This is a genomic window from Variovorax sp. GW821-FHT09D07 (assembly GCF_059416345.1).
The window spans coordinates 103,214-126,029 of the sequence record NZ_JBWKOY010000012.1 but is presented as its reverse complement, the minus strand read 5'-3'; the positions used below and the strand labels follow the sequence as shown (position 1 = coordinate 126,029).

Annotated in this window: 14 protein-coding genes; 6 read left to right on the top strand and 8 right to left on the bottom strand. The window is 71.6% G+C overall.

All coding sequences use genetic code 11. The annotated features are described in order from the left end of the window. Positions 1-86: 86 nt before the first annotated feature. The 4 genes from AC07OX_RS29165 (at position 87) to AC07OX_RS29150 (ending at position 6,002) form a co-directional block, all read left to right on the top strand. Entirely contained in the window at positions 87-1,994 is a 1,908-nt protein-coding gene (locus tag AC07OX_RS29165; protein WP_495262747.1) for an ATP-binding response regulator, read from the top strand. Positions 1,995-2,220: 226 nt separating this feature from the next. Further along, positions 2,221-3,231 carry an ABC transporter substrate binding protein gene (locus AC07OX_RS29160; RefSeq protein WP_495262746.1) on the top strand — a complete coding sequence of 337 codons (1,011 nt, stop codon included), beginning with the start codon at positions 2,221-2,223 and terminating at the stop codon, positions 3,229-3,231. Then, complete coding sequence (locus AC07OX_RS29155; protein ID WP_495262745.1) at positions 3,228-5,216, top strand: hybrid sensor histidine kinase/response regulator; 1,989 nt, start codon at positions 3,228-3,230, stop codon at positions 5,214-5,216. The genes AC07OX_RS29160 and AC07OX_RS29155 overlap by 4 nt, the downstream gene beginning before the upstream one ends. A 6-nt stretch (positions 5,217-5,222) precedes the next feature. Next, positions 5,223-6,002: a hypothetical protein gene (locus AC07OX_RS29150; protein WP_495262744.1), complete on the top strand. Its 780-nt coding sequence runs from the start codon at positions 5,223-5,225 to the stop codon at positions 6,000-6,002. Here AC07OX_RS29150 and AC07OX_RS29145 read toward each other — a convergent pair. Next, a complete protein-coding gene (locus AC07OX_RS29145) occupies positions 5,960-7,705 on the bottom strand; it encodes a glycosyltransferase family 2 protein (RefSeq protein WP_495262777.1) in 1,746 nt (581 codons plus the stop codon). The two genes, AC07OX_RS29150 and AC07OX_RS29145, sit on opposite strands and share 43 nt — an antisense overlap. Before the next feature lie 47 nt (positions 7,706-7,752). Between AC07OX_RS29145 and AC07OX_RS29140 the strand changes: the two genes are divergently transcribed. Continuing rightward, positions 7,753-8,619 carry a glycosyltransferase family 25 protein gene (locus AC07OX_RS29140; protein WP_495262743.1) on the top strand — a complete coding sequence of 289 codons (867 nt, stop codon included), beginning with the start codon at positions 7,753-7,755 and terminating at the stop codon, positions 8,617-8,619. A 7-nt stretch (positions 8,620-8,626) separates the two neighbouring features. On the opposite strand, the gene AC07OX_RS29135 is transcribed toward AC07OX_RS29140, so the two are convergent. The 6 genes from AC07OX_RS29135 to AC07OX_RS29110 form a co-directional block, all read right to left on the bottom strand. After that, positions 8,627-14,104, bottom strand: a complete 5,478-nt coding sequence (locus tag AC07OX_RS29135) for a two-partner secretion domain-containing protein (protein ID WP_495262742.1) — start codon at positions 14,102-14,104, stop codon at positions 8,627-8,629. 2 nt (positions 14,105-14,106) lie between these two features. Next, positions 14,107-15,825, bottom strand: a complete 1,719-nt coding sequence (locus AC07OX_RS29130) for a ShlB/FhaC/HecB family hemolysin secretion/activation protein (RefSeq protein ID WP_495262741.1) — start codon at positions 15,823-15,825, stop codon at positions 14,107-14,109. Between the two features lie 41 nt (positions 15,826-15,866). Beyond that, positions 15,867-17,978 (bottom strand): CHAT domain-containing protein, encoded by a 2,112-nt coding sequence (locus AC07OX_RS29125; protein WP_495262740.1) that lies wholly within the window; start codon positions 17,976-17,978, stop codon positions 15,867-15,869. A gap of 226 nt (positions 17,979-18,204) precedes the next feature. Then, positions 18,205-20,394, bottom strand: coding sequence for a catalase (locus tag AC07OX_RS29120; protein WP_495262739.1), 2,190 nt, complete (start codon positions 20,392-20,394; stop codon positions 18,205-18,207). Between the two features lie 29 nt (positions 20,395-20,423). Beyond that, entirely contained in the window at positions 20,424-20,582 is a 159-nt protein-coding gene (locus tag AC07OX_RS29115) for a hypothetical protein (RefSeq protein ID WP_167394958.1), read from the bottom strand. A gap of 157 nt (positions 20,583-20,739) precedes the next feature. Continuing rightward, a complete protein-coding gene (locus tag AC07OX_RS29110) occupies positions 20,740-21,732 on the bottom strand; it encodes a succinylglutamate desuccinylase/aspartoacylase family protein (RefSeq protein ID WP_495262738.1) in 993 nt (330 codons plus the stop codon). A gap of 163 nt (positions 21,733-21,895) precedes the next feature. Between AC07OX_RS29110 and AC07OX_RS29105 the strand changes: the two genes are divergently transcribed. Continuing rightward, the gene (locus AC07OX_RS29105; protein ID WP_062481001.1) at positions 21,896-22,129 is read left to right on the top strand and encodes a hypothetical protein; all 234 of its coding nucleotides are present in this window, start codon (positions 21,896-21,898) and stop codon (positions 22,127-22,129) included. Here the strand turns inward: AC07OX_RS29105 and rpe are convergent. Next, positions 22,119-22,814, bottom strand: a complete 696-nt coding sequence (rpe, locus tag AC07OX_RS29100; RefSeq protein WP_062480999.1) for a ribulose-phosphate 3-epimerase — start codon at positions 22,812-22,814, stop codon at positions 22,119-22,121. The genes AC07OX_RS29105 and rpe overlap by 11 nt on opposite strands. Positions 22,815-22,816 lie beyond the last annotated feature (2 nt).

The following is a 22,816-nucleotide window of genomic DNA, read 5'->3' as shown; positions in this document are numbered from 1 at the left end:
ATGCGAGTCTTTCTCGTGATGTTTTTCCGGTCTTCCCTGTTCGGGGCCGTGGCCCTAAGCTCGCGCCCCATGCGTTCAAGGCCTTCATGAACTGGAACTTCCGCCTCCTGCGCGGGCTGGCCCGCCTCACCTTCGCCCAGCAGCTGATCCTGCTGGCGCTGGTGCCGGCCACGGCGGCCACGCTGGTGGCCATCGCGGTGCTCACGCGCCAGCACCTGGGCAACCTCACCGAGCTGATGCGCGCCAACGCGCAGACGGTGGCGCTGCAGGTGGCCACGGTGGCGCAGGCGCCGCTGGCGCGCATGGACCGCCGCGCGCTGGCGCGCACCGCGCAGACCGGCACCTATCAGCCGCACGTGCAGCAGGTGCAGATCTGGACGGAAGACGGCGAGATCGTCGCCAACTCCGAGACCGTCGACCGCCGCCGCGGCGAGGGCCTGCAGGTGGTGGTGCCGATCGTCAGCGACGACGGGCGCCACAACGGCAAGGTGATGGTCGAGATCGGGCTGGACGCGGTGCAGAGCGCGCGCCGCTCGGTCTGGCTCAACGTGGCGCTGGTGCTGGCCATGAGCCTGCTCGGCGTGGGGCTGGCCGGCTGGTGGGCGGCGCGCCGCATCAGCGAGCCGATCCGCGCGCTGGGCGAGGCGGTCGACCGGCTCGGCGCGGGCGAAGCCGCCAGCGTGGCGATCGAAGGCACCTCGGAGGTGCGCCACCTGCAGCACGGCTTCAACCAGGCGGCACGCGCGCTTGCCGAAAGCCACCGGCTGCTGCAAAGCCGCATCAACGAGGCCACGGCCGAGCTGGCGCGCAAGAACCAGTTGCTCGAGGTGGCCAGCCAGGCCAAGACGCGGCTGCTGGCCGCCGCCAGCCACGACCTGCGCCAGCCGCTGCATGCGCTCACGCTGTTCTCCGACGGGCTGGCCAATGGCGAGACCGACCCGGTGAAGCTGCAACGCATCGGCCACATCCGCGAGTGCGTGGATTCGCTCGACCGGCTGTTCTCGGAACTGCTGAACCTGTCGCAGCTCGACGCCGGCGTGCTGCAGCCGCAGTGGGCCGACTTTCCGCTGGACCGTCTGTTCGACGAGATCAGCCGCAACTTCCGCCCCGTGGCCGAGCAGCAGGGCCTGCGGCTGGTGGTGCGCAAGACCGAGCTGTGGGTGCGCTGCGACTACGTGATGCTCTCGCGCATCCTGAACAACCTGGTGTCGAACTCGCTGCGCCACACGGTCGAGGGCGGCGTGCTGATCGGCGCGCGCGCCCGCGGCAAGGGCGTGCGCATCGACGTGGTCGACACCGGCGTGGGCATTGCCGCGCACCACCAGGCGCGGGTGTTCGAGGAGTTCTACCAGGTCGAGCCGGCCAGCCGCAGCAACGCGCCCGGCGGCGCGCGCGGCATGGGCCTGGGGCTGGCCACGGTGCAGCGGCTGGCCGAACTTCTGAACACGCGCGTCGAGCTCAGCTCGCGCCTGCACAAGGGCACCTGCGTGCGCGTGCAGGTGCGCGCCGCTCCCGCCGCGCTGCCGGCGCCGGTGGCACCGGCGCCCGCGGCGGCCAGCGCCGACGACGAGAGCAACGGCGACAGCCTGGCGGACCTGCGCATCCTGGTCATCGACGACGAGCGCACGATCCTCGAAGGCCTGAGCGTGGTGCTGTCCAACTGGGGCGCCACCGTGCTGGCCGCGCAGACGCGCGCCGAGGCGCTGGCGCTGGCCGACCACTGGGACACGCCGCCCGACGTGGTGGTGAGCGACCTGCTGCTGCAGGGCGGCGACAACGGCCTGGATGTGATCGCCGCGCTCGAGCGCCACCCGAACGGCATCGGCGCCGGCACCGCGCGCCTGCTGGTCACCGGCGAGACCAAGCCCGACCGGCTGCGCGAAGTGGCCGCCGCCGGCATCGCCGTGCTCTACAAGCCGGTGTCGCCGCGCGTGCTGCGCCAGGCGATCCAGGCGCAGCGCGCGGCCGCGCTGATGGTGGCCGCGGGCCTCTGACACGGTACCTTCCCTGTAGGCGCCGGGTAGTCCGTCGGACATAGACCAAGCAGCCGCCGCGGTGTGATCTTCCTCACACGCGCAGGCCCTCGCGCATGCGGGCATAAGCCCTCCGCCTTATCGCGGGAAACAGGGCGCGTCCTTACATTGGACCATTGCCTCTCGCTGCACAAAGCAGTCCATGTCCGTCGCTGTGAACCCTCCCATTCCGCTTTTCTCCGGAAGAGTGCACCGTGCTGTCCACGCGCTGCTGGCCGTCGGCCTCGTGCTGTGCCTGGCCGCCGCGCCGCGCGTGGCATCGGCGGCCACGCTGACGGTGCTCGTCGGTGACGACCAGGCCGCATCGGCCGAGTTCGTGCAGCAATTGCGCACCGGCCAGTCGGCCGCCGGCAAGTTCGAACTCGTGCGCATCGGACCGGGCGCCCCGGCCGCGGAGCCGGCCGGCGCCGACACCGAGCCCGCCGCCAACACCGGCGTGCGCACGCGCAGCCTGCGCACCGCGAGCGATGCGGGCCTCACCGTGGCGGTGGGCACGGCCGCCGCGCGCGCCGCCCTCGAACGGCCCGGCGCCGAGCCGTTGGTGCTCGCGATGCTGAGCCGGCTCGACTACGAGACCCTCAAGGCCGCCAGCCCCGCTGCCCTGCGTCGCGGCGACCGGCGCGTGGGCGTGCTGCTGCGCGACCCGGCCATGGCCGACCAGCTCGCGCTGGTGAACGCCGTGCTGCCGCAGAAGCGCCGCCTGGGCGTCATCGCCACGCCCGAATCCGAGCCACTGGTGCGCGAACTGCAGCGTGCCGCGCAAGGCGCCAACCCGGCCTGGGACCTGCAGGTCGAGATCGCGCCCGACGCGCGCTCGCTCGCCGCCGCGCTGCGCGCCCTCGTGCCGCGCAGCGACGCCCTCATGGTGCTGCCCGACCTCATCGGCGACAGCCAGGCCGCCACGCTCTCGGTGCTGCATGCCGGTGCCGGCGCGGGCCTGCCGGTGTTCGGTGCCAGCGAGGGGCTGGTGCGCTCGGGCGGCCTGGCGGCGGCGGTCTCCACGCCCGGCCAGCTCGCGCAACAGGCGCGCCAGCTCGGACAGAAGGTGGCCAGCGCCGGCAGCACCGGCAACAACAGCCCGCTGGTGGAGGCGGCCACGCCGGCCACCGTGCGGATCAACGCGACCGTGGCACGCGGGCTCGGCCTGCGTCCGCCGGAGGAACGGGAGCTCACCGAACGACTCGCAGCCCCGCGATGAGCACCACGCCGGTCCCCCCAGGCCCGCTGTCCCGCCCGACGGCGGCGGGAGCAGCCACGGCGACCGAATCGCCACCGCCGCCCCCACCTCCGGCCACTGCCTCGCTCGTCGTGCGCGGCAACCTGCAGCGCGACCTGTTCCGCCTGGGCGTCGTGCCCTGCGCGGCCGTGGCGCTGGCGCTCACCGGCTGGTTCACGCACAACCGGCTGCAGACACTCGAAGCCGCCTTCGATGCCGAAGGCCAGGCCGTGGCGAAACAGGTGGCGGCGATGTCCGACCTGAGCCTCTACGCGGGCGACCTGCCGGCGCTGCAGAACGTGGCTTCGGCGGCGCTGCGCGGCGGGCAGGTGACGCGGGTGGAGATCAGCAACAGCGCCGGCGTGTACGTCACGGCCGGGCCGAAGAACGAATCGCTCGCGCAGCTGCGCATGTTCAGCGCGCCCGTCACCTTGCGCGAGGCCTCGCGCGCCAGCGCCTTCGCGCCGGCCGGCTCCACCGCGGCGGGCGACACGCCCATCGGGCTGGTGCAGACCTTCCGCGACACCACCGCCTACACGCACGAGCGCAGCCGCTCGCTCATCGCCGGCATCGGCATCGCGCTGGTCGCGCTGCTGGCGGCCTGGGCCTCGGTGCGCCACATGGCGCGCACGGTGGCGCGGCCGCTGCGGCGCGTGTCGCGCACCGTGGCGGCGCTGGAGGCCGGCCACTTCGAGGTGCGCTGCGACGTGGTCGAAGGCGGCACGCGCGGCACGCACGAGCTGGCCGTGCTCGCGCACGACATCGACCGCCTCGCCGAGCGCCTGCAATACAACCGCCAGGTGAGCGAGGAGCGCGTGCGCGAGGCCACCGCCGTCGCGCTGCAGCGCATGGCCGAGGCCGAGCAGGCCGCCCTGTCGCGCGCGCGCTTCCTGGCCGCCGCGAGCCACGACCTGCGCCAGCCGCTGCACGCGATGGGCCTCTTCATCGACGGCCTGCTGCCCAGCGCCACCGAGGCGCAGCGCCCGGCCGTGCTGCGGCTGCAGGAGAGCACCGGCTTCATGGGCGTGCTGCTGGACGACCTGCTCGAAATTTCGCGCCTCGATGCGCAGGTGCTCACGCCCGCCATCACGCGCGTCTCGCTGGCCGCGCTGTTCGACCAGCTCGACGCGCAGCACGCGCCCGCCGCCAATGCGGCGCAGGTGCGGCTGCACTGGCGCGACCGCGGCCTGGCGGTGCGCAGCGACGCGGCCATGGTGCAGCGCATCGTCGGCAACCTGGTGGCCAACGCGCTGCGCCACGCACCCGAGGGCGGCACCGTGCTGGTGGCCGCGCGGCGCAGCCGGGCCGGCGTGCGCATCGAGGTTCGCGACAACGGCGTGGGCATCGCGCCCATCCACCAGGGCCGCATCTTCGAAGAGTTCTACCAGGTGGCCAACACCGAGCGTGACCGGCGCCGCGGCTTCGGCCTGGGCCTGGCGATCTGCGCGCGCATCGCCACTTTGCTGGGTACCCGCATCACCGTGCGCTCGGCGCTGCAGGCGGGCAGCACCTTCGCGTTCACGCTGCCGCCCGCGCGCAAGGCCGACGTCGCGCCGCCCGAGCCCGCACCGGTGGCACCGGCGCCGCTGGCGGGCCTGCGCTGCCTCGTGGTGGACGACGACCCCGCCATCCTCGACGGCACGCACGCGCTGCTCACGCAGTGGGGCTGCGAGGTCGAATGCGTCACCACCGGCGCCGAGGCGCTGGCGCGGCTGGGCACCGGCGACATCGTCTACGACGCCGTGCTGTGCGACCTGCAACTGGCCGGCGACGCCGACGGCGTGGAAGTGATCGATGCCGCCCGCCGCCTGCAGCCCGGCGCGCTCGCCGTGCTGGTGTCGGGCGCCACCGGGCCCGAGGTGCTGCAGCGGCTGCGCCACGGCGGCGTGACGCTGTTGACCAAACCGGTGGCGCCGGCCAAGCTGCGCGCACTGCTCACCACGCGGCGCCGCGCGCCCGGCGCCTGACCCCGCATGCCCACCGCCATCGACCTGAAAGACGTCCGCCCCTTCGTCGCCACGCCCTGCCACGGCGGCGCGGTCGGCACCGAGTGCGCGCGCAGCCTGCTCGGCCTGGTGAACCTCGCGTGGACCCACGGCTTCGCGATGCAGACGCGCTTTCTCGACGGCGACAGCCTCGTCACGCGCGCCCGCAACCGGCTGGCCGCCGAGTTCCTGGCCGACACGCGCTGGACGCACCTGTTCTGGATCGATGCCGACATCGGCTTCGAGCCCGAGGCCGCGCTGCGGCTGCTGGGCGCGGGCCGCGACGTGGTGGCCGGCGTGTACCCGCACAAGAGCGACGGCTGGCCCGAAGGCGGCCTGCGCGCGCCGCTGCCGGCCGGCACCACGCGCGCCGACTTCGAGGCGCTGCATGCGGCGTTTCCGGTCAACGTGAACGATGCGGGGGCCCGCGTCGACGCCGACGGTTTTCTCGAAGTGCTGGACGCACCCACCGGCTTCATGCTGATCGCGCGCCGCGTGCTCGAGCAGATGGCGCAGGCGCTGCCCGAGCTGCGCTACACGCCCGACCGCATGGACGACCCGGTCGTCGCGGCGCGGCCGCACTACCGCTTCTTCGACGTGTTCGCCGAGCCGGGCAACGGGCGCTACCTCAGCGAGGACTACGGCTTCTGCCGCCGCTGGCAGTCGATCGGCGGGCGCGTGCACGTCGACACGCGCTCGCGGCTCTCGCACCAGGGCCTGCGCACCTACCGCGGCGACTTTGCGAGAACGCTGGGGCTGGGCGACTGAGCCGGTTCTTGCAGGTCGGGCGGCAAGGTGTTGCGGTCGTATTCGCGGTCGGGCGCGATGCGCCTCAGTTGCAGCCCCGGCCCTTCTTGCGCGAGGTAGTCGTAGCCGATGGCCTGGAACTGCCGCGCCGGATCGAGCCGCGTGTAGAGGTCGCGCCGCGCCACGCGGTCGGCGTGACGGATGCTCTTCAGGTGGTAGAGCCGGTAGCGGCTGTAGAACATCAGGCCGTGGCGCTGCGCGTCGTCGGGCAGCCACGGGCCGTGCAATTCCGAACTCGATTCAAACGAGATCTTCTGCGGCAAGCGGAACAGCCGCGCGCGCGACTTGCGGCCCCACGGGCCATCGCTGCGCCAGGCGTCGGGCGAATTCCAGAGTTCGCAGGACACGAGCGACAGGCTGACGAGCTGGTTGTCGGGCAGCGAATCGACGGTCGCGTGCAGATGGCGAAGGAACAACGTTTCGTAGCGCTCGTCGGCATCGCACACCAGCACCCAGCCCGCGCCGTGGCGGCGCGCCGCTTCGAGCAGGCGGCGCTTGTTCTCGTTCTCGCGCCAGACGTGCGTGGCGTCATCGCTCGGCGGGTTCGACAGCAGCTCCAGCAGCATCGGCTCGCGCCGCAGGATGTCGGCGGTGCCGTCGGTCGAACCGTCGTCGAGCGCGACGATGCCGTCCACATGGCCGCGCAGGTGGTCGAGGCAGCCCGGCAGACAGCGCGCTTCGTTGCGCAGCTGCAGCACGCAGACGATGCGCAGCCGCGACGTGAGACGCGGTGCGCTCGGCGGAGGCGCGCACCGCGGGCAATGAAAGGCGCTGGGCCCGTGGTGCAGCAGGCGCGCGCAGACCTCGCACTGGCTGCGCGATCCCATCGGCACCACGGGTGCGGCAGCCAGCCAGTGCGGCGCTTCGGCGGGCCATGCGCGGGCGCTGTCGTCGCGCGCGATGCGCTCGAAATCGCGGCCCCAGCCGGCATCGCCTGCGCGCGCCTCGTGCGGCGTGCACTTGATCCAGTCCACATCGCGGTCGAACTGCTCGCCGCCCGTGCGCATCTCGGCCGACAGGTGCAGCAGGTGCGCGTCCGGACAGGCCAGCAACTGCCAGCCCGCCATTTCCAGGCGCACGCGCAGGTTGTCGTCGTCGCCGCCCCACTCTTCAAACGATTCGTCGTAGCCGTGCACCGCATCGAAGGCCTCGCGCGCGCAGCACAGCGAGCCGTAGAAGGTCTGCAGCAGCAGCTCGGGCGGCACCTGGCGCGCGAAGACGGCGTCGAGCGTGTCCGTGAGTTCGTCGAAGCGCGCAAAGCCGACGCGGCCGACGGCCACGCCGCGCGCGTGCCCCATCGCGGCGTTTAGCAACAGGGCCGGCGCATCGCCCACGTAGGCGGACTCGGGCGAATGGACCAGCACGAAGCGCCCCGCGCTGCCGCGCACGCCGGCGTTGATGGCCTTGCACGGCGGGCGCCACGCATGTGCGACATCGTTCACCAGCACCTTCCAGCGGATCTGCGGAAAACGTTCGACCAGCGCCAGCACGCCGGCTTCATCGCCGGGTTCGTCGAGCGCGATCACCACCTCGATGCCGGGCCGCGCCCAATACCCCGCATTCATCGGCAGCACACGCTCGAACTCGGCCAGCTTGCGGTAGAAAGGCAGCACGACGCTGAGCCACGGACGGTTCGTGTCAGCCTCTCGACCTTCCGCCGTCATGATGTTCACTGCATCGCTCCTTCAGCGATGACGCACCGGAGATGCCCATGCAAGGCTGCTACATCAATCTCGAGCGAAGCACCGAGCGCCGCGCCGCGATGGACGCGCAGTTGCAGCTGCTCGGGCTGACGAATGTCAGGCGGCACGCAGCCATCGATGCGCAAACGCTTGCGCCAGGCAACACGGCGATCACGCCCGGCGAGCGCGCCTGCTTTCTCTCGCACACCGAAGCCCTCGCACGCGCAAACCCCGACGAGGCACTGCTGGTGCTCGAAGACGACGCGCAGCTCAGCGAGGCCCTGCCCACCGTGCTGCGCAGCGGCGCGCTCGCGCAACTGGAAGCGGAAGGCTGCGACATCGCGTTCCTCGAATGCCAGCCCGTGACCTCGACGCAGCACCTGCTCGCGCTCTGGCACAGCCTGCAACGGCGCCTGCCGCCGCAAGGCAGCGGCGCGCCGCGCCATGCACTGTCGGGCATCGACTTTCTCGACGCACTCACGCTCTACAACTGGGGCGCGGTCGCCTACCTCGTCACGCCGAAGGGCTTGCGCGTGCTGCCCGCGCTGCTGCAAGAGGCGCTCGCGCACGGGCCATTGCAACCGTACGACCTGACGCTGGGCAGCTTCCTGCGAGACGGCCGCTTGCAAGGCGTGGTGCTCTCGCCCTTCCTCGCCACGCCCGCCTCCGGCAGCCATGCCGGCAGCACCCTCGGCAGCCCGACGGAATCGGCGGCGCACGACGTGCTCGGCGGTGCGCTGCGGCGCCTGTTCTTCGCCGGGCCGCTCGAAGGCCTCGAGGCCCATGTCGCCCCGTGGCGGCACGCGCCGCTCACCGACGACCCGCAACTGCGGCTGCTCGCGGACCTGATGGCGCAGCTCTTCGTGCTCACGGCCCGCGATCACGCACCGCGCTGACACCTGCTCAAAAGTCCGAACAGCCGTTGCGCCGCTCGGTGTTCACGCAGCTCAGCAGGTTGGGCCGCGAGCGCACGCGCGACCATTCGCGTGCCAGCACGTCGGCGCCCTGCTGCGCGCGATCGCCGTCCAGCGGCCCGGTGGCCAGGCAGATGGGCGCCTGGCCGATGTTCCGGTCGTACAGGTACGAGGTCAGCGGCTCGCGCACCACGTCCACCGAAGGCAAGAGCGGCAGGCCGCTCACGCGCAGCTGGCCCGGCACCACGCGCACCGCGTAGCCCTCGGCCGAGGTGAAGGTGCCGTTGATCGGGTACAGGCCCGTCGGGCTGCCCGGCAGCGCTGGCGAGAACATCGAGCCGCTGAAGCCCGCGCCGGTGTCGCCCAGGATCAGGCCGGTGATGCTGTAGATGAAGAACGGGTTGGGCGCGCCCACGGTGCGCGACGCGTCGGCGATCACCACCGTGGCCGTCGGCTGCTGCGCATAGATGAAGTGGTTGTCGCCCGGCGTCACGGTCACGGTGCACAGGCCCAGGTAGGCGCAGTGATAGAAGTTGGGCAGCGGGCCCGAGCCCGCGAGGCCGCCGCGCGTTTCGCCGACCCAGGTGTCGGCCCACACGCGCCACAGCGCACCCGAGATGCCGTAGCCGCCCGGGTTCTGGAAGCGCGCCGCCGCCACGAGGTCGGTGCCGCTGGTGCTGCTGACCGGCGCGCCGAGTGTGAGGTCGCCGCTCAGCGTGCGCACGAACACCGTGTTGGCGGCCATCGAGTCGGCCGACGTCACCTGCGGCAGGTTGCCCGCCGCATCGAAACCCGTGACCGACACCGGCCCGATGGTGACCGCGTTCGCGTCCACGTAGGCAAAGCCGCCGGCCGCGCCGCCGCCGACCGTGGCCACGTCGTTGCCCGGGTTGCGCAGATCGACGCTGCCGTTGCGCGAGCGCGCGAGCAGCGTGCCCGCCGTGATCGTGCCCGCGCCCGACTGGCTCACGTTGCCGCCCGACAGCAGCCCCAGCGTCGCGGCCGAGACCGGCGCGTTGAGCGCGATGCCGCCGCCACCGCCTTCGTTCTGCAGGGTGAGCGCACCCGAGGTGGTGAGCGCGCCGGCCACCGTGATGGCGCCCGCGTGCGTGGTGCTGCCCGCGACGATGGTCGGCGCCGACAGCTGCGCGAACTCCGCGCCCGACACCGAGAAGCCGTTGACCGTCGGCCCGCCCAGCACGATGGGCGTGGCCGTGTCGTCCGACGCGACCATGTTGGCATCGACCCCGCCCGGGCGCAGGTCGATGGCGCCGGCCGCGACCACCGGCGCCTCGATCACGATCGAATCGCCGCTGCCGTCGTTGCTGGCGCGCAGCAGCACGTTGCCGCTGCTGCGGATGCCGGGCAGCGCGCCCGGCGCGGTCGGCGCGCCGCCGGCCTGCAGCACGACACCGCGCCCGCCGTTCTGCGAACGGCCCGTGACCTCGATGTTGCCGCCGCCCGTGGTGACGAGCTGCGCGCCGTTCTCCAGCCGCACGCCGCTGTCTTCGGTCACGCCCGGCGCCGAGGGGTCGTTGTTGAAGTTGTAGCCGCGCACCGCGATGTTGCCGCTGCCAGTGGTGATGGAACTGCCGCCGTTGATGAGCACGCCGTGCGCCGCCGCGAAGGTGGACGAGGCCTGGCGCCGCGCCACGCCCTGCACCGTGACGTTGCCGCTGGTGGTGCTGATGGTGCTCGGCCCGAGCTGGCCGCTGGTGATGACCACGCCGCTGTCCCAGGTGGTCGAGGTGCCGCGGATGTCGACGTTGCCGGTGGCGCTGGCAATGCGCGCGCCCTGCAGCAGCACGTCGCCGCCTTCGATGCGCACGTTGCCGCCCGCGCCCGCGTCGCTCTGGCCGACACGCGTGTCGACCTGCACGTCCTGCGTGAGGATCACGGTGCCGGTGGGTGCACCGGGCTGGCCACTGAGCAGCGACACGTTGCCGCCGTCGGTGATGACCTGCCCGCCGTTCAGGCGGATGAAGCCGCTGCCGGGCGTGCCCGTGCCCAGCGCGTTCATGGTCACGCTGCCGCCCTGCGTGAGGATGTTGCCCCCGAAGTCGATGAAGCCGCTGTTGCCCGAGGGCGTGCCGTCGGGGTTGACGCCCGCGTTCATCACCACGTTCAGGTCGTCGCCGCCGGTCGCGCGGATCGTGGTGCCCGGCGTGCGCGTCTGGATGCCGCTGGCGGCGTCCAGCTGCAGCGTGAGCGGGCCCTTGGAGCCGGTGTAGTTGATGTCGACGTCGGCATCGAGCGTGATGACGCCGCCACCGCCCGTGCCGGTGCCCGTCGTGATCTTCACGCTGGTGCCGCCGTTGAGCGCGGTGTTGATGTCGCCGTCCTGGATGGTCGAGTTGGCGACCGCGTCGTAGGGGTTGGTCGGCAGCGTGCCCGCGGCCGTGCCGTGGGCGATGGTGAGGTCGAAGGGGTCGATGAACCACTGCCCCGCCGCGCCCACCGGTGCCGACGCGTCGACGCGCGCGCCGCGCAGGTCGAAGCGCCCGGCCGAGGTCTCGATGCGCCCGCCGTCGCCGCCGGCCGCGCCGCCGCGCGCCGAGAGCTGGCCGTGCGCGCGCAGCGACTCGGTCGCCACCACCTTGATGCTGCCGCCGTTGCCCGCGCCCGTGCCCGCGTTGGCTTCCAGGCGCGTGTTGCCGCCGACGGCGATGGCGTTGGTGGCCGCGATGTCGATGCTGCCGCCGCCGGTCGCGCCGCCGGCGTCCAGGCGCGCCACCGCGGGCGAGCCGTCGGAGTTCGTGGCGCCGTCGATGAGCACGTTGCGCCCTTGCACCGAGATGCTGCCGCCCTTGCCGCTGTCGCTGGCCACCGAGGCCAGCGTGCCGACGCTGGTGCCCACGCCGGAGATGAAGGTGACCATGCGCATCGAGATGTCGGTGCCCTGGGCGTCGATGGCGATGGTGCCGCCGTCGGTGCGCAGCGCCGTCGGATGGTCGGCGTCGGCCGTGACGGCCACGCCGTAGGTGGGCGTGGTGGACGGCGTGATGATGATGTCGGGGCTCCCGAGCGTGGCGCTGAAACCCTCGCTGCCCGCGTGGCCGATCACGTCGATGCGCCGGCCCGCGCCGGCCGAGACCGCGCCGCGGATGGCCACGCCGTTGCCGCCACCGGCCGACATGTTCCCCGCCGCAAAGCCCGTGTCGGTGCGCAGGCCGTCGAGGTTCGCGCCCTGGCCTTCGATGCGCACGTCGCGCTCGCCGGCGACGGTGGCGTCGTCGATGACGACCGCCGTGCTGGCGCCCACCGCGGCGCCGCCGATGTTGGAAGTCCAGGTCGGGCCCTGGCCCTTGATGCCGATGTCGCCCACCGACTTCAGCACCGCGCCGCTGCTGATGGCGACGCCGCTGCGCCCGTAGCCCGCGAGGCCGTCGAGCTGCAGGCCGCCGGCGCCCGCTTCGACCGTGCCGCCCGTGATCGACACGCCGTTGCTGCCGCGGAAGATGAAGTCGCTGTTGTTCTGGTCGTCGATCCAGGTGCGGCCCTGGCCGCGCATCGCGATGCGGCCTTCGCCGCGGGTGGTGACCTGGCTGCCGGCGAGCGTCACGCCGTCGCGCCACACGAAATCGCCGGTGTCGCCGCCGAGCGGGACGATGCCACCGATGGCGCGGCCGTTCTGCGCGTCGCCCTGGCCGAAGAAGCGCACGTCGCCGCCGTTGGCCGTGATGGTCGCGCCGGTCAGCACGATGGCGCCGGCATAGTCGGTCTCCGCAGAAGGGTTGCCGCTGCTGTTGTTGATGTTCTTCGCGTTGGTGGCGACGCGGCCGGTCGCGTCGGCGTTGAAGTCGACGTGCAGCGCGCCTTGCTGCGATGTGATGGCCGAGCCCTCGTTCATCACGATGCTGCCGGCCGAATCGACGCGCAGCCGCGCCGTGCCGCCCTCGCTCTTGACGACCTGCACACCGGGCGCAAAGGTCACGCCCGCGCCGAGGCCGGTGCGCCCGCTCGCCAGCGTCACGTCGGTGCCGCGGCCCAGCGTGTCGCCGACACTGCCGGCGCTCACGGAGCCGCCGGTGAAGGCCGGCAGTTTGCTGTCATACGCCGGCACGTTGCCGGCCTCGACGATGCCCAGGTCCGACTGCTTCGCGCTCACGCGCCAGCTGCCGTTGGCGCCGCCTTGCGAACCGCCGCCCGCGTCCACGCGCACGGCCTGCACGCGCACCGAGTCGGCCTCGTTCGAGATCGCACCGCCCTTGCCGGCGCCCGCGCCGCGCGCGGTCATCTCGCCGTAGGCCTGCAGCCGCGACTCGCGCTCGGGTGCCGGGTCGGCCTCGCCCACCAGGGCCTGGCCCTGGGCACTGGCCGTCGTGATCGTGCCGCCCGCGCCGCCCGTGGTGGCGTCGGCGCGCAGCACCGAGGTGGACGACAGCGCCACGTCGTAGCCATGCACCGACACGCTGCCGCCGCCGGCCTGGCCGCTGGCGTCGATCACCGCGCGCTGGTCGCCGCCGCCGGTGCCTTCGATGCGCACCTGCCCCGCCGCGATGCGGATGGTGCCGCCGTGCTGCCCCGCGCCCATGCCGGTGGCGTCGAGCGTGCCGCCGTTCATCTCGATGCGGTTGTTGCTGCCGGCGCCGAGCACGATCTCGCCGTTGACGTTCTCCAGCGTGCGCGCGCGCACCGTGCCCGACTGGTTCACCACCAGCTCGCCCGCCGTGGTGGAACTGCCGATGAGCATCACGCGCCCGCCATCGGCCTGCAGCGTGGCGCCCGCGGCGTTCACCACCTTGGCGCTGGTGGCCATGGCGTCGGCCGCGACCACGAGGTTGGTGAGCCCGTCGTTGCCCAGGTCGAAGCTGATCCTGCGGCCCGAGGCCAGCGCGACGGTGCCACGGTTGGCGGTGATGCTGCCGGTGTTGGTCACCTCGGCGCCCATCAGCACCACGGGGCCACCGGTGGCGGTGAGCACGCCGGCGTTGCTCACGACCGTGCTCTTGTTGTCGTCGCGCAGGAAATCGAGCTTCGTGCTGGTGGCGGCGAGGAAGTCGTTGTCGGTGGTGTTCAGTGCCAGCGTGGACGCCACGAGGCCGCCCACGTTGACCGTCGCGCCCTGGCTGAACACCACGCCGCTCGGGTTGATGAGGAACACGCGCCCGTTGGCCGTGAGCTGGCCGGCGATGGTCGAGAGCTCGCCGCCCGTCACGCGGTTGAGCAGGATGCTGGACGCGCCCATCGACTGACTGATGTTGACCGCGTCCTTGGCACCGATGGAGAAGCTGTTCCAGTTGATGATCGCGCGCAGCGACGACTGCGAGATGCCCAGCGCCTGTCCGCCCACGCTGGTGGCCGACGTGGTGGTTCCCACGGTCACGCCGCCCTGCGTGGTGTAGCCGTTCGGGCCGAAGCTCGGCAGGATGGTTTGTGCCAGCGCCGGGGCCAGGCCCATGCAGGCAATCGAAAGCGCCAGCGGACGCAGCGGATGCCGGGGTTGGAAGGTGGTGCGGGGCTTCATGGTCAGAACGCCTTCTGCAGCTGCACGTACAGCCGCGGGTTGCGCCCGCCGCCGTCGGTCTGCGCGGGCGGTGTGCCGGCGCGCCAGGCGAGCGTGGCGTTGATCGAGAAGTTGCCGGGGCGCGACCAACTCAGGCCGATGCCGTAACCGCGCAGGCTGTGGGAGTTCTCGCCGTCGAAGGGCGAGGGATGGCGCGCGATCTTTCCGCGTGCCGCGTCGTAGAACAGGTAGGGCGTGATCTCGTCGGTGGCGGCCCAGCGGTATTCGAAGGTGCCGATCAGGCCCTGGTCCACCAGCAGTTCGCCCGAGGGGTAGGCGCGCACCGCGCGCGCGCCGCCGAGCGCGAGTTTTTCCGAGGCGTCGAGGTTCTTGCTGGCCCACTGGCCGCCGACCGAGAAGTACAGCGAGTGGCGCGGCACGATGGCCTGCAGCCGCGACACCTGGAAGCTCAGCTTGGTGAAACCGCCTTCGGTGTGGCGCCCGCCGAACTGCTGGTCGGACTGGAAGCTCTGCGCATCGCGGATCGACAGGTCGCCGTGGTACAGCGTGCCCGAACTGGCCCAGTAGCCGCCGCCGAGCACCTCGTCGCGCCGCTCCCAGGCCCAGCCGATGCCGAAGCCCTGCACGCGCTTCTTGGCCGTGAAGTCGACGCCGCGCAGCTCGTCGGTGAGGTCCTTCACGTCGGCCGTGAGGCGCAGGAACAGGTTCTGCTGGCGCTGGCGGATCAGCGGGTAGTTGAGCGACACGTCGAGCACGTCGGCACGGCCGCGCGCGTCGAGGTCGACGAACTTGCCGCCCAGGTCGTAGCTCACGCGCGAGATGCCGATGCCCGCGCGCAGGCCGCTGGTGCCCAGCGGCGCCTCGTAGGCCACGCGGCCGTACTGCAGCGCGTTGCTGTTGGACAGCAGCAGGCGCGCATCGAGGTTGTCGCCGATGCCGAAGGGGCTGAGCCAGCGCGCCGTGCCGCCCACGCGGTAGCGCCCCGCCTCCTTGGTGCCGTGGTTGTCGGCCTCGGCCGAGAAGGCCCAGCGCGCGCCGGCCTCGACCTCGACCGACAGGTCGGTGGTACCAGCCTGCGCGCCTTCCTGCAGGCTCGACGAGACCTTGAGGCCGGGCTGGTCCGACAGCAGCAGCATCGCGCGCTCGTAGGCCGGCGCGTTCACGGCCTCGCCCGGCTGCAGCGCCGCCAGGAAGCCGCGCACACGCGCCTCGCTGATCGGCGCCTCGGGTGCGACCAGCACCTCGACCTTGCCGAGCCGGCCTTCGATGATGCTGATCTCGACGATGCCGTCGCGCACGGTCTGCACCGGCACCACGGCCTGCGCGAGAAAGTAGCCGCGCTCCTTGTAGCGCGTGGTGATCGCCTGCGCGAGGCCTTCGAGGTCGCCGAGCGTGACGTCGCGGCCGATGTACGGCGCGGTGATGGTCTGCAGCTCTTCGTTGCTCAGCGCCTTCACGCCGTTCAGGCGCAGGTCGGTGAGCTTGAAGCTGCCCGCGGCGGCGCGCTGTGGCGGCGCGGGCAGGGTTTGCGGGGCGACGGCGCCGGTGGCTTGCGCGACGGGGCGGTCGCAGCTGCCGCACGGGTCCTTGGTGGGCAGCAGCGTGGTGGCTTCCTGCGCATGGGCGCGGGGCATGACGACCCACAGCGTGGCGCCGACGAGTGCAGTCGCCGCGATGGCGATCGGCGTCGGCCGTGGACGAAGGCGGATCGCAGGGGCCATGGCAGTGCTTCTTTGCAGGAGGGAGCGTGGCGAAGACATGGTCAGCTTCCCACGGTGAGGCGCCAGTTGCCGATGAGGTTGAACGGCGCCCAGAAGAAGGGATGGGACATCTTGGGGTCCTTCAGCACGGCCAGCTGCCCGGCCTGCATCGCCTTCTGGATGTCGCGGCCCTTGGCGAGCTCGCCGTAGAGCGTGCCCATGAGCACGGCGGTGGCGTCGTCCGACACCGGCCACAGCGAGGCGATGAGGCTGGAGCTGCCGGCCGAGAGGAACGAGCGCGTGAAGCCCAGCACCTCGTCGCCCTGCGCGATGCGCCCCAGGCCCGACTCGCAGGCCGAGAGCGTGACCAGCGCCGTGCCGTCCATCGGCAGCGCGAGGATCTCGTGCGCCTCGAGAAAATTCTGCTTGCCGCCTTCGTTGGCCAGCAGGATGCGCGAGTACAGCGGGTCGACCTCGTCGGCTTCGGCGTGCGCCGCCACGTGCATCAGCGGCGAGCGCGAGGCCACGTCGCGGAACTGCGTCTTGGTGGCGGCCGCGCCCATGTACACCGTGTTGCGCGGGAAGAGCTGCGCGAGCTGCTTCACTTCGGTCTCGGCGCCGGGCAGGTCGTACTTGTCCTCGATGCGCGGATTGCCGAAGGCCGTGAGCGACGCGTTCACGCGCGGCGTGCGCTGCGCCAGCTGCACCGCGATGCTGATCGACGGCGCCACCGACACCGGGTGTGTCTCGATGAGGTAGCGCCCGTCCAGGCGCAGCGCCTGGAACGGCAGGTAGTGCAGCGGCCCGTGCGGCACCACCACCACACGCTGGCCCGGTGCCAGGCCCAGCGGGCCCAGCAGCGCGGCGCCGAGCTTGTCGGCGTTGGTGATGGCGGCGCGGCGGCCGCGCACGATCGAATTGCGGAAGGTCTCGACGAGTTCGGTGAGTTCGTCGCGCTTCACCGCGATGCGTTTTTCGACAATGCTGTCCGGCCCCACGACCCAGACCATCAGGCGGTCGGGCAGCGCGTGGTACTGCACCACGCGCTCGTCGGCCGCCAGCGTGCGCTGCAGCGCGGCCACGCCGACCGTTCCGGCCGACGACTCGCTGAGCTTGGCGCGGCCACGCACCGCATCGAGCAGCGCGCGCGAGCGGCTGTGCTCGCTGACCTCGAACGCGCGCTGCGGATCGCCCGCTTCGCTGTACACCGCCACGCCGCGCTCGAACACCGACTGCAGGTCGGAGAACAGGCCCATCTTCACTTCTTCGCTGCGAAAGCGCGCGCGCACCTGGTCGACGTCGGCCAGCGCGCGGCCCGCGGCCTCGGCCGCGGCCTGCTTCTGGCCCAGCGCGAGTTCGCTGCGCGCCACGCCGTCCCAGGCCCAGAGCCGGTAGTAGGCGGTGTCGGTGCCGACCTGGCGCGTGGTGAGCGCGCGGTACTTGTCGCGTGCCTCGGCCGGCTTGTTCTCGGCCAGCAGCAGGCGGGCGCGCGTGCGTTCGAGCTGCGCGGCCAGGGGCGCCTCGCGCGGCTCGGCCATCTCGCCGAGCACCTGGCGCGCGCGTGCCGCGTCACCCGATTCGATGAGCGCATTGACCAGCGAAGCCTGCACCAGCGGCGCATAGCGCGGCGAGCTGTTGGCCAATGCCTCGTCGTAGCTGAGCACCGCGCCGGCGAAGTCGCCGCGCCGCGTGCGCACGTCGCCGATCACCTTCTGCACCGGGCCGACCACCAGCTTGGGGTCGCGTGCGGTGTGGCGCAGCGCTTCGCGCGCGAACTCCTCGGCCTTCTCGAGCTGGCCCGAGTAGCTGTAGACGATCGCCAGGTCGCGGTTGGCCACGGCGCGCAGGTTCGGGTCGCTGGTGGCATTGGCCAGGTGCAGCGCCTTGCTCGCGGCGCGCACGCTCTGGCGGAACTCGCCCGCCTCGGCCAGCGCGACCGCCTGGCTGCAGTACTGATAGCCCGAGAGCTTGACCGCGTCCTGGCCGTAGAGCACCGCGCCTTCGCTGGTCAGGGCCAGCAGCGTGTCGGTATCGGCCAGCCGCGCCTGCGCCATGCGGTCGGCCGCGGCTTCGGCATTCGGGCCGCCCGCTGAAGCAGCGGGGGTTGCAGGTGGTGGCGCCGGACGTTGTGCCAGCGCCGAAGGACCGCCGGGGCCCAGAAGCAGCACACCCACCAGGCCGAGCGCACCGGCAAGACCGGCACGGCGACGCGCCGGATGCGCACATCCCCATCTCGAAAACCACGCCATTGAACCCCCTCGACCCATGCACTCGCTGCCGCGAACGCTCGACGCCGCGGGAGTGCGCGCCGTTCAGGCCTCGTGGGAAAGTCTAGGAGCGGGTGTTCACCTCGCCTATTCGCAATACGGTCTAGCGCAAATGGCGTAGAGCCGGTTCACGCTAGGCGGGCACGCTGTCGATGTTGAGCCGGTCCCAGTGCCGGTGCTTCGCAATCGCCGCGATGAAGTCGTGCGCAATCTGCGTCGCCGCCGTGGCGTCGCCCAGGTTGGTGACAGGCGTCTCGGCCACCACCACGCCAGCCGGCGCCTCGCCCTCGACCGTGACGCCCAGCGTCGCCAACAGTTGCACACCCTCGCCCACCGCGCAGATCGCCTTGCAGTGCTTGTAGGCCTCGAGCACGAAGTGCACGGCATCGCCCTGCGCCGCGAGCGCGGCGGCACCCTCGGCGCCCGCCGGCACAAGCACGGCGTCGAACAACACCGAGGCGGTGTTGGTGAAGGTCATGTCGACGTCGATCTGGCGCTTCGACGCGCTGGCCACGGTGCCGAGCTTCGGGCCCACCACCTTGCACAGCACGCCCACCTGCTCGAGCGCATCGCGAATGGGCTTGAGCGAGGCCGAGTCGACGCCGTCGGCCACGAGGATCGCGACCTTGCGCGTGCGCACCACGCCGTCGGCGCTGCCGTCGCTCATGCGCAGCGCGGGCGATTCGTCGATGAGCAGTTCGATGCGGTGTTCGCGAAAGCCCGAGTACCCTGCGGCCGCTTTCGCGTCGGGCTCGCCGATGCCCAGCGGCTCGGCCACGCGGCGCGCGAGTTTCTCGTCCACGTGCGCGAGGTTGTCGACCATGCGCTGGCGGATGGCGGGCACTTCGAGCTTCGAGAGTTCGAAGCGGAAGGCCGCGACGATGTGCTCCTTCTCGGCCATGCTCTGGCTGTTGAAGAACAGGCGCGCCTGCGTGAAGTGGTCGTCGAACGAGGGGCTGCGGCGCCGCACCTTCGGCGACTCGATCTCTTCGGGGAACGACTGGAAGCCGTGGCTGCCGCCGTCCACGCGGAACTCGGTGCCGCTGCCCAGCGTGTTGGGCTCGTAGGCGACCTGGCCGCGCGCGATGGTCTGGCGATGCATGCCGTCGCGCTGCATGTTGTGGAACGGGCACACGGCCTTGTTGATCGGCAGCTCGTGGAAGTTGGCGCCGCCCAGGCGCGAGATCTGCGTGTCGGTGTAGCTGAACAGGCGCCCCTGCAGCAGCGGGTCGTTGCTGAAGTCGATGCCCGGCACGACGTGGCCCGGGTGGAAGGCCACCTGCTCGGTCTCGGCAAAGAAGTTGTCGGGGTTGCGGTTGAGCACCAGCTTGCCGATGCGCTGCACGGGCACCATCTCTTCGGGGATCAGCTTGGTGGGGTCGAGCAGGTCGAAGCCCAGCGACTCGGCCTTGTCGGGCGCGATGAGCTGCACGCCGAGTTCCCACTCGGGAAAGTGGCCCTGCTCGATGGCTTCCCAGAGGTCGCGGCGGTGGAAGTCGGGGTCCTTGCCGGCGATCTTCTGTGCCTCGTCCCACACGAGGCCGTGCACGCCGAGCTTGGGCTTCCAGTGGAACTTCACGAAGTGGCTCTCGCCGCGCGCATTGACGAAGCGGAAGGTGTGAACGCCGAAGCCTTCCATCATGCGAAGGCTGCGCGGAAGGGCGCGGTCGCTCATGGCCCACATCAGCATGTGGGTGCTCTCGGGCATGAGCGAGGCGAAGTCCCAGAAGGTGTCGTGCGCGCTCGCGGCCTGCGGCATCTCGTGGTGCGGCTCGGGCTTCACGGCGTGGATGAGGTCGGGGAACTTCATCGCGTCCTGGATGAAGAACACGGGGATGTTGTTGCCCACGAGGTCGTAGTTGCCCTCGCGCGTGTAGAACTTGACGGCGAAGCCGCGCACGTCGCGCACGGTGTCGGCCGAGCCGCGCGAGCCGGCCACGGTGGAGAAGCGCACGAACACGGGCGTCTTCGCATCGGGGTCCTGCAGGAAGTCGGCGCAGGTGTACTGCGACATCGACTGGTAGACCTGGAAGTAGCCGTGCGCCGCCGAGCCGCGCGCATGCACGGCGCGCTCGGGAATGCGCTCGTGGTCGAAGTGCGTGATCTTCTCGCGCAGGATGAAGTCTTCGAGCAGCGTCGGCCCGCGCACGCCCGCCTTGAGCGAGTTGTGGTTGTCGGGAACCTGCAGGCCCTGGTTGGTCGTCAGGTGCGTGGGGTGCTCGGTGGTGAAACCCTCGAGCTGCAGCTGCTTGGCGTTGGCGCCGTCACCGGTCTTGGCGGTGCTGGCGCGGCGGCCTGCGGCGGCCTTGTTCTGGGGGGACATCGGGGTTCTGGGCATCGATGCGGGTCGGCTCAGCCGGCCTCGTTGCTGTTGCCGCTGCCGATGAAGATGTCGAGCACGTTCACCACGGCGATCAGACCGATGCAGGCGGTCACGGCAGCCACCGCCCAGATCAGGATGTCGTCGCCCCAGGTGCCCATGAGCGAATCGAACAGTGCCGAGATTTCCATGATGTTTTTCCCTCCGAGAGAAGCGGGGCCGCAAGCCGGCAAATCCGCAAAGAGGAAGCTTAGGTGGGGCCCGGTGCGCGGGCCGTAGTGGCCGCCCCTCCCCGTCTGTGGGAGAAGGTGGGCGTCACCGGTAGGAGGGCGCCGACAGGCGCGAGCCTCAGGCGCCCGGGTCGAGCACGCGCTCGCTGGGCCGCGCGAAGTAGAACCACTCGGCGCCCGGCAGCGCCATCGCGTTCGGGAACACGATGAAGCCGTCGTCGGGCGCGCTGACCAGCGTGCCGTCGTGCCGCATGCCCACGGGTTCGCCGCGCTGCACGGGGTCGAAGGTGGCCCAGTCGCGCACGAAGCTGTCGTCTTCGTGCAGGCGGTCGGTCACGCTCGCCAGGCGCAGCAGCTGGGGCGGCTGCGGCGGCGCGGCCGACAGGCCCGGCGGCAGCGCCGCCATGCCCAGCAGCGCGAGCGTGCGGCGGATGGCCGCCCACGCCACCTGCGGCGCCTGCGGGTCCTGGTGCTGGCCGCATTCGAGGGTGACGCCGTAGCCGCCGCAGCTGCGGATGTATTCGTTGGTGCCGCGGCCGAAGTCGATGGCGGCCTCGTCGACGGCGGCGCCTCGCTGCGCGAGGCCGGCGGCGTAGATGTCGAGCCAGCCCTCGACCACGATGGGCGTGCCGATGTGCAGTGCGAGCCGGCCTTCTTCCTGCGCGCGCGCAAAGGGTTCGAGGCTGCCGCTGTTGTCGCGCGGGCCGATCATGGCGAAGGCCTCGCCCTCGCTCTGGAAGGAATGCAGGTCGAGCAGCACGTCGTGGCGCGCGATGACGGGCGCCAGCCGGTTGGTGATGCGGGCCTCGTAGTCGGCCGGTGTCTCGCTCGGCCGGAACAGGCGGTTGAGGTTGCGCTGGCCCTCGCGCTGCAGGCGGCGCCGCGCGAGCGGGTTGGCCACGGGCACGAGCGTGAGTTCGCCGCGCAGCAGGCGCAAGTCGCCGGCATCGAACTCGGCCAGCACGCGCGCGATGCCCTCGGTGCCGCAGGTCTCGTCGCCGTGCACCCCGCCGATCACGAGCAGGCGCGGGCCGGGGTTCAGCGACGCGAAGGCATGCAGGCGCAGGCTGTCGGTGGCGGTCGCGGCGTCGTCGAAAAGCGGGGTGGACATGCGGGCGATTATGCGGAGGCGACTGTGGCCACGCAAAAGGCAAGACCCTGTGGCTTGGCGGGCGCGCAGCGCGAACCTACAGCCGCGCCCTGGCCTGTCCTACCGCCCCGTGGCGAGGCGCCGCGCAAGCTGGCGCCAGACCCGAACTTTGAAGGAGCACACGATGGCCCAGCAACCGCGCAAGGACAAGAAGGACACCACCCGCGTCGAAAAGGACGGCGAATCGGCGCCGCGCCTGCCGCACGAGCGCGACCAGTCGTCGGACAGCCAGGTGATGCAGGACGGCCAGCCGCCCGAGAAGGGCCGGCGCGGCTACGAGGACGTGGAACGCGGCGTGGTCGACACCGACCGCGGGCTCACGCCCGAGCGCACCGCCGACGGCAAGGTCAGGCCTTGACGGTGGCCAGCTGCTGGCGCATGTCGCCGATCACCGCGCCGTAGTCCTTGGCGTTGAAGATGGCGCTGCCCGCCACGAAGGTGTCGGCGCCGGCCGAGGCCACGCGCGCGATGTTGTCGGCCTTGATGCCGCCGTCCACCTCGAGGCGGATGTCGCGCCCGCTCTGCTCGATGCGCTTGCGCGCCTGCTCGATCTTGCGCAGCGCCGAGTCGATGAAGCTCTGGCCGCCGAAGCCGGGGTTGACGCTCATGATGAGGATCAGGTCGATGTCGTCGATGGCCCAGTCCAGTGCCTCGAGGCCGGCGCCGGGGTTGAACACCAGGCCGGGCTTGCAGCCGGCGGCCTTGATGGCCTGGATGCTGCGGTGCACATGGGTCGATGCGTCGGGGTGGAAGCTGATGTAGTCAGCGCCCGCTTGCGCAAAAGACGCGGCCAGCGCGTCGACCGGCTGGATCATCAGGTGCACGTCGATGGGCACGGGCGTGCCGTCGGCGGTCTTGGCGTAGGGCTTGAGGGCCTGGCAGATCATGGGGCCGAAGGTCAGGTTCGGCACGTAATGGTTGTCCATCACGTCGAAGTGGATCCAGTCGGCGCCGGCCGCGATCACGTCGGTCAGCTCCTGGCCGAGGTGCGCGAAGTCGGCGGAAAGAATGGAGGGCGCAATGCGGAACGGGGTGCTGCTCATAA

Coding starts and splice junctions, on each gene's coding strand:
- AC07OX_RS29165 (WP_495262747.1), top strand. CDS start 87: ATGAACTGGAACTTCCGCCTCCTGCGCGGGCTGGCCCGCCTCACCTTC.
- AC07OX_RS29155 (WP_495262745.1), top strand. CDS start 3,228: ATGAGCACCACGCCGGTCCCCCCAGGCCCGCTGTCCCGCCCGACGGCG.
- AC07OX_RS29150 (WP_495262744.1), top strand. CDS start 5,223: ATGCCCACCGCCATCGACCTGAAAGACGTCCGCCCCTTCGTCGCCACG.
- AC07OX_RS29145 (WP_495262777.1), bottom strand. CDS start 7,705: ATGACGGCGGAAGGTCGAGAGGCTGACACGAACCGTCCGTGGCTCAGC.
- AC07OX_RS29140 (WP_495262743.1), top strand. CDS start 7,753: ATGCAAGGCTGCTACATCAATCTCGAGCGAAGCACCGAGCGCCGCGCC.
- AC07OX_RS29135 (WP_495262742.1), bottom strand. CDS start 14,104: ATGAAGCCCCGCACCACCTTCCAACCCCGGCATCCGCTGCGTCCGCTG.
- AC07OX_RS29130 (WP_495262741.1), bottom strand. CDS start 15,825: ATGGCCCCTGCGATCCGCCTTCGTCCACGGCCGACGCCGATCGCCATC.
- AC07OX_RS29120 (WP_495262739.1), bottom strand. CDS start 20,394: ATGTCCCCCCAGAACAAGGCCGCCGCAGGCCGCCGCGCCAGCACCGCC.
- AC07OX_RS29115 (WP_167394958.1), bottom strand. CDS start 20,582: ATGGAAATCTCGGCACTGTTCGATTCGCTCATGGGCACCTGGGGCGAC.
- AC07OX_RS29110 (WP_495262738.1), bottom strand. CDS start 21,732: ATGTCCACCCCGCTTTTCGACGACGCCGCGACCGCCACCGACAGCCTG.
- AC07OX_RS29105 (WP_062481001.1), top strand. CDS start 21,896: ATGGCCCAGCAACCGCGCAAGGACAAGAAGGACACCACCCGCGTCGAA.
- rpe (WP_062480999.1), bottom strand. CDS start 22,814: ATGAGCAGCACCCCGTTCCGCATTGCGCCCTCCATTCTTTCCGCCGAC.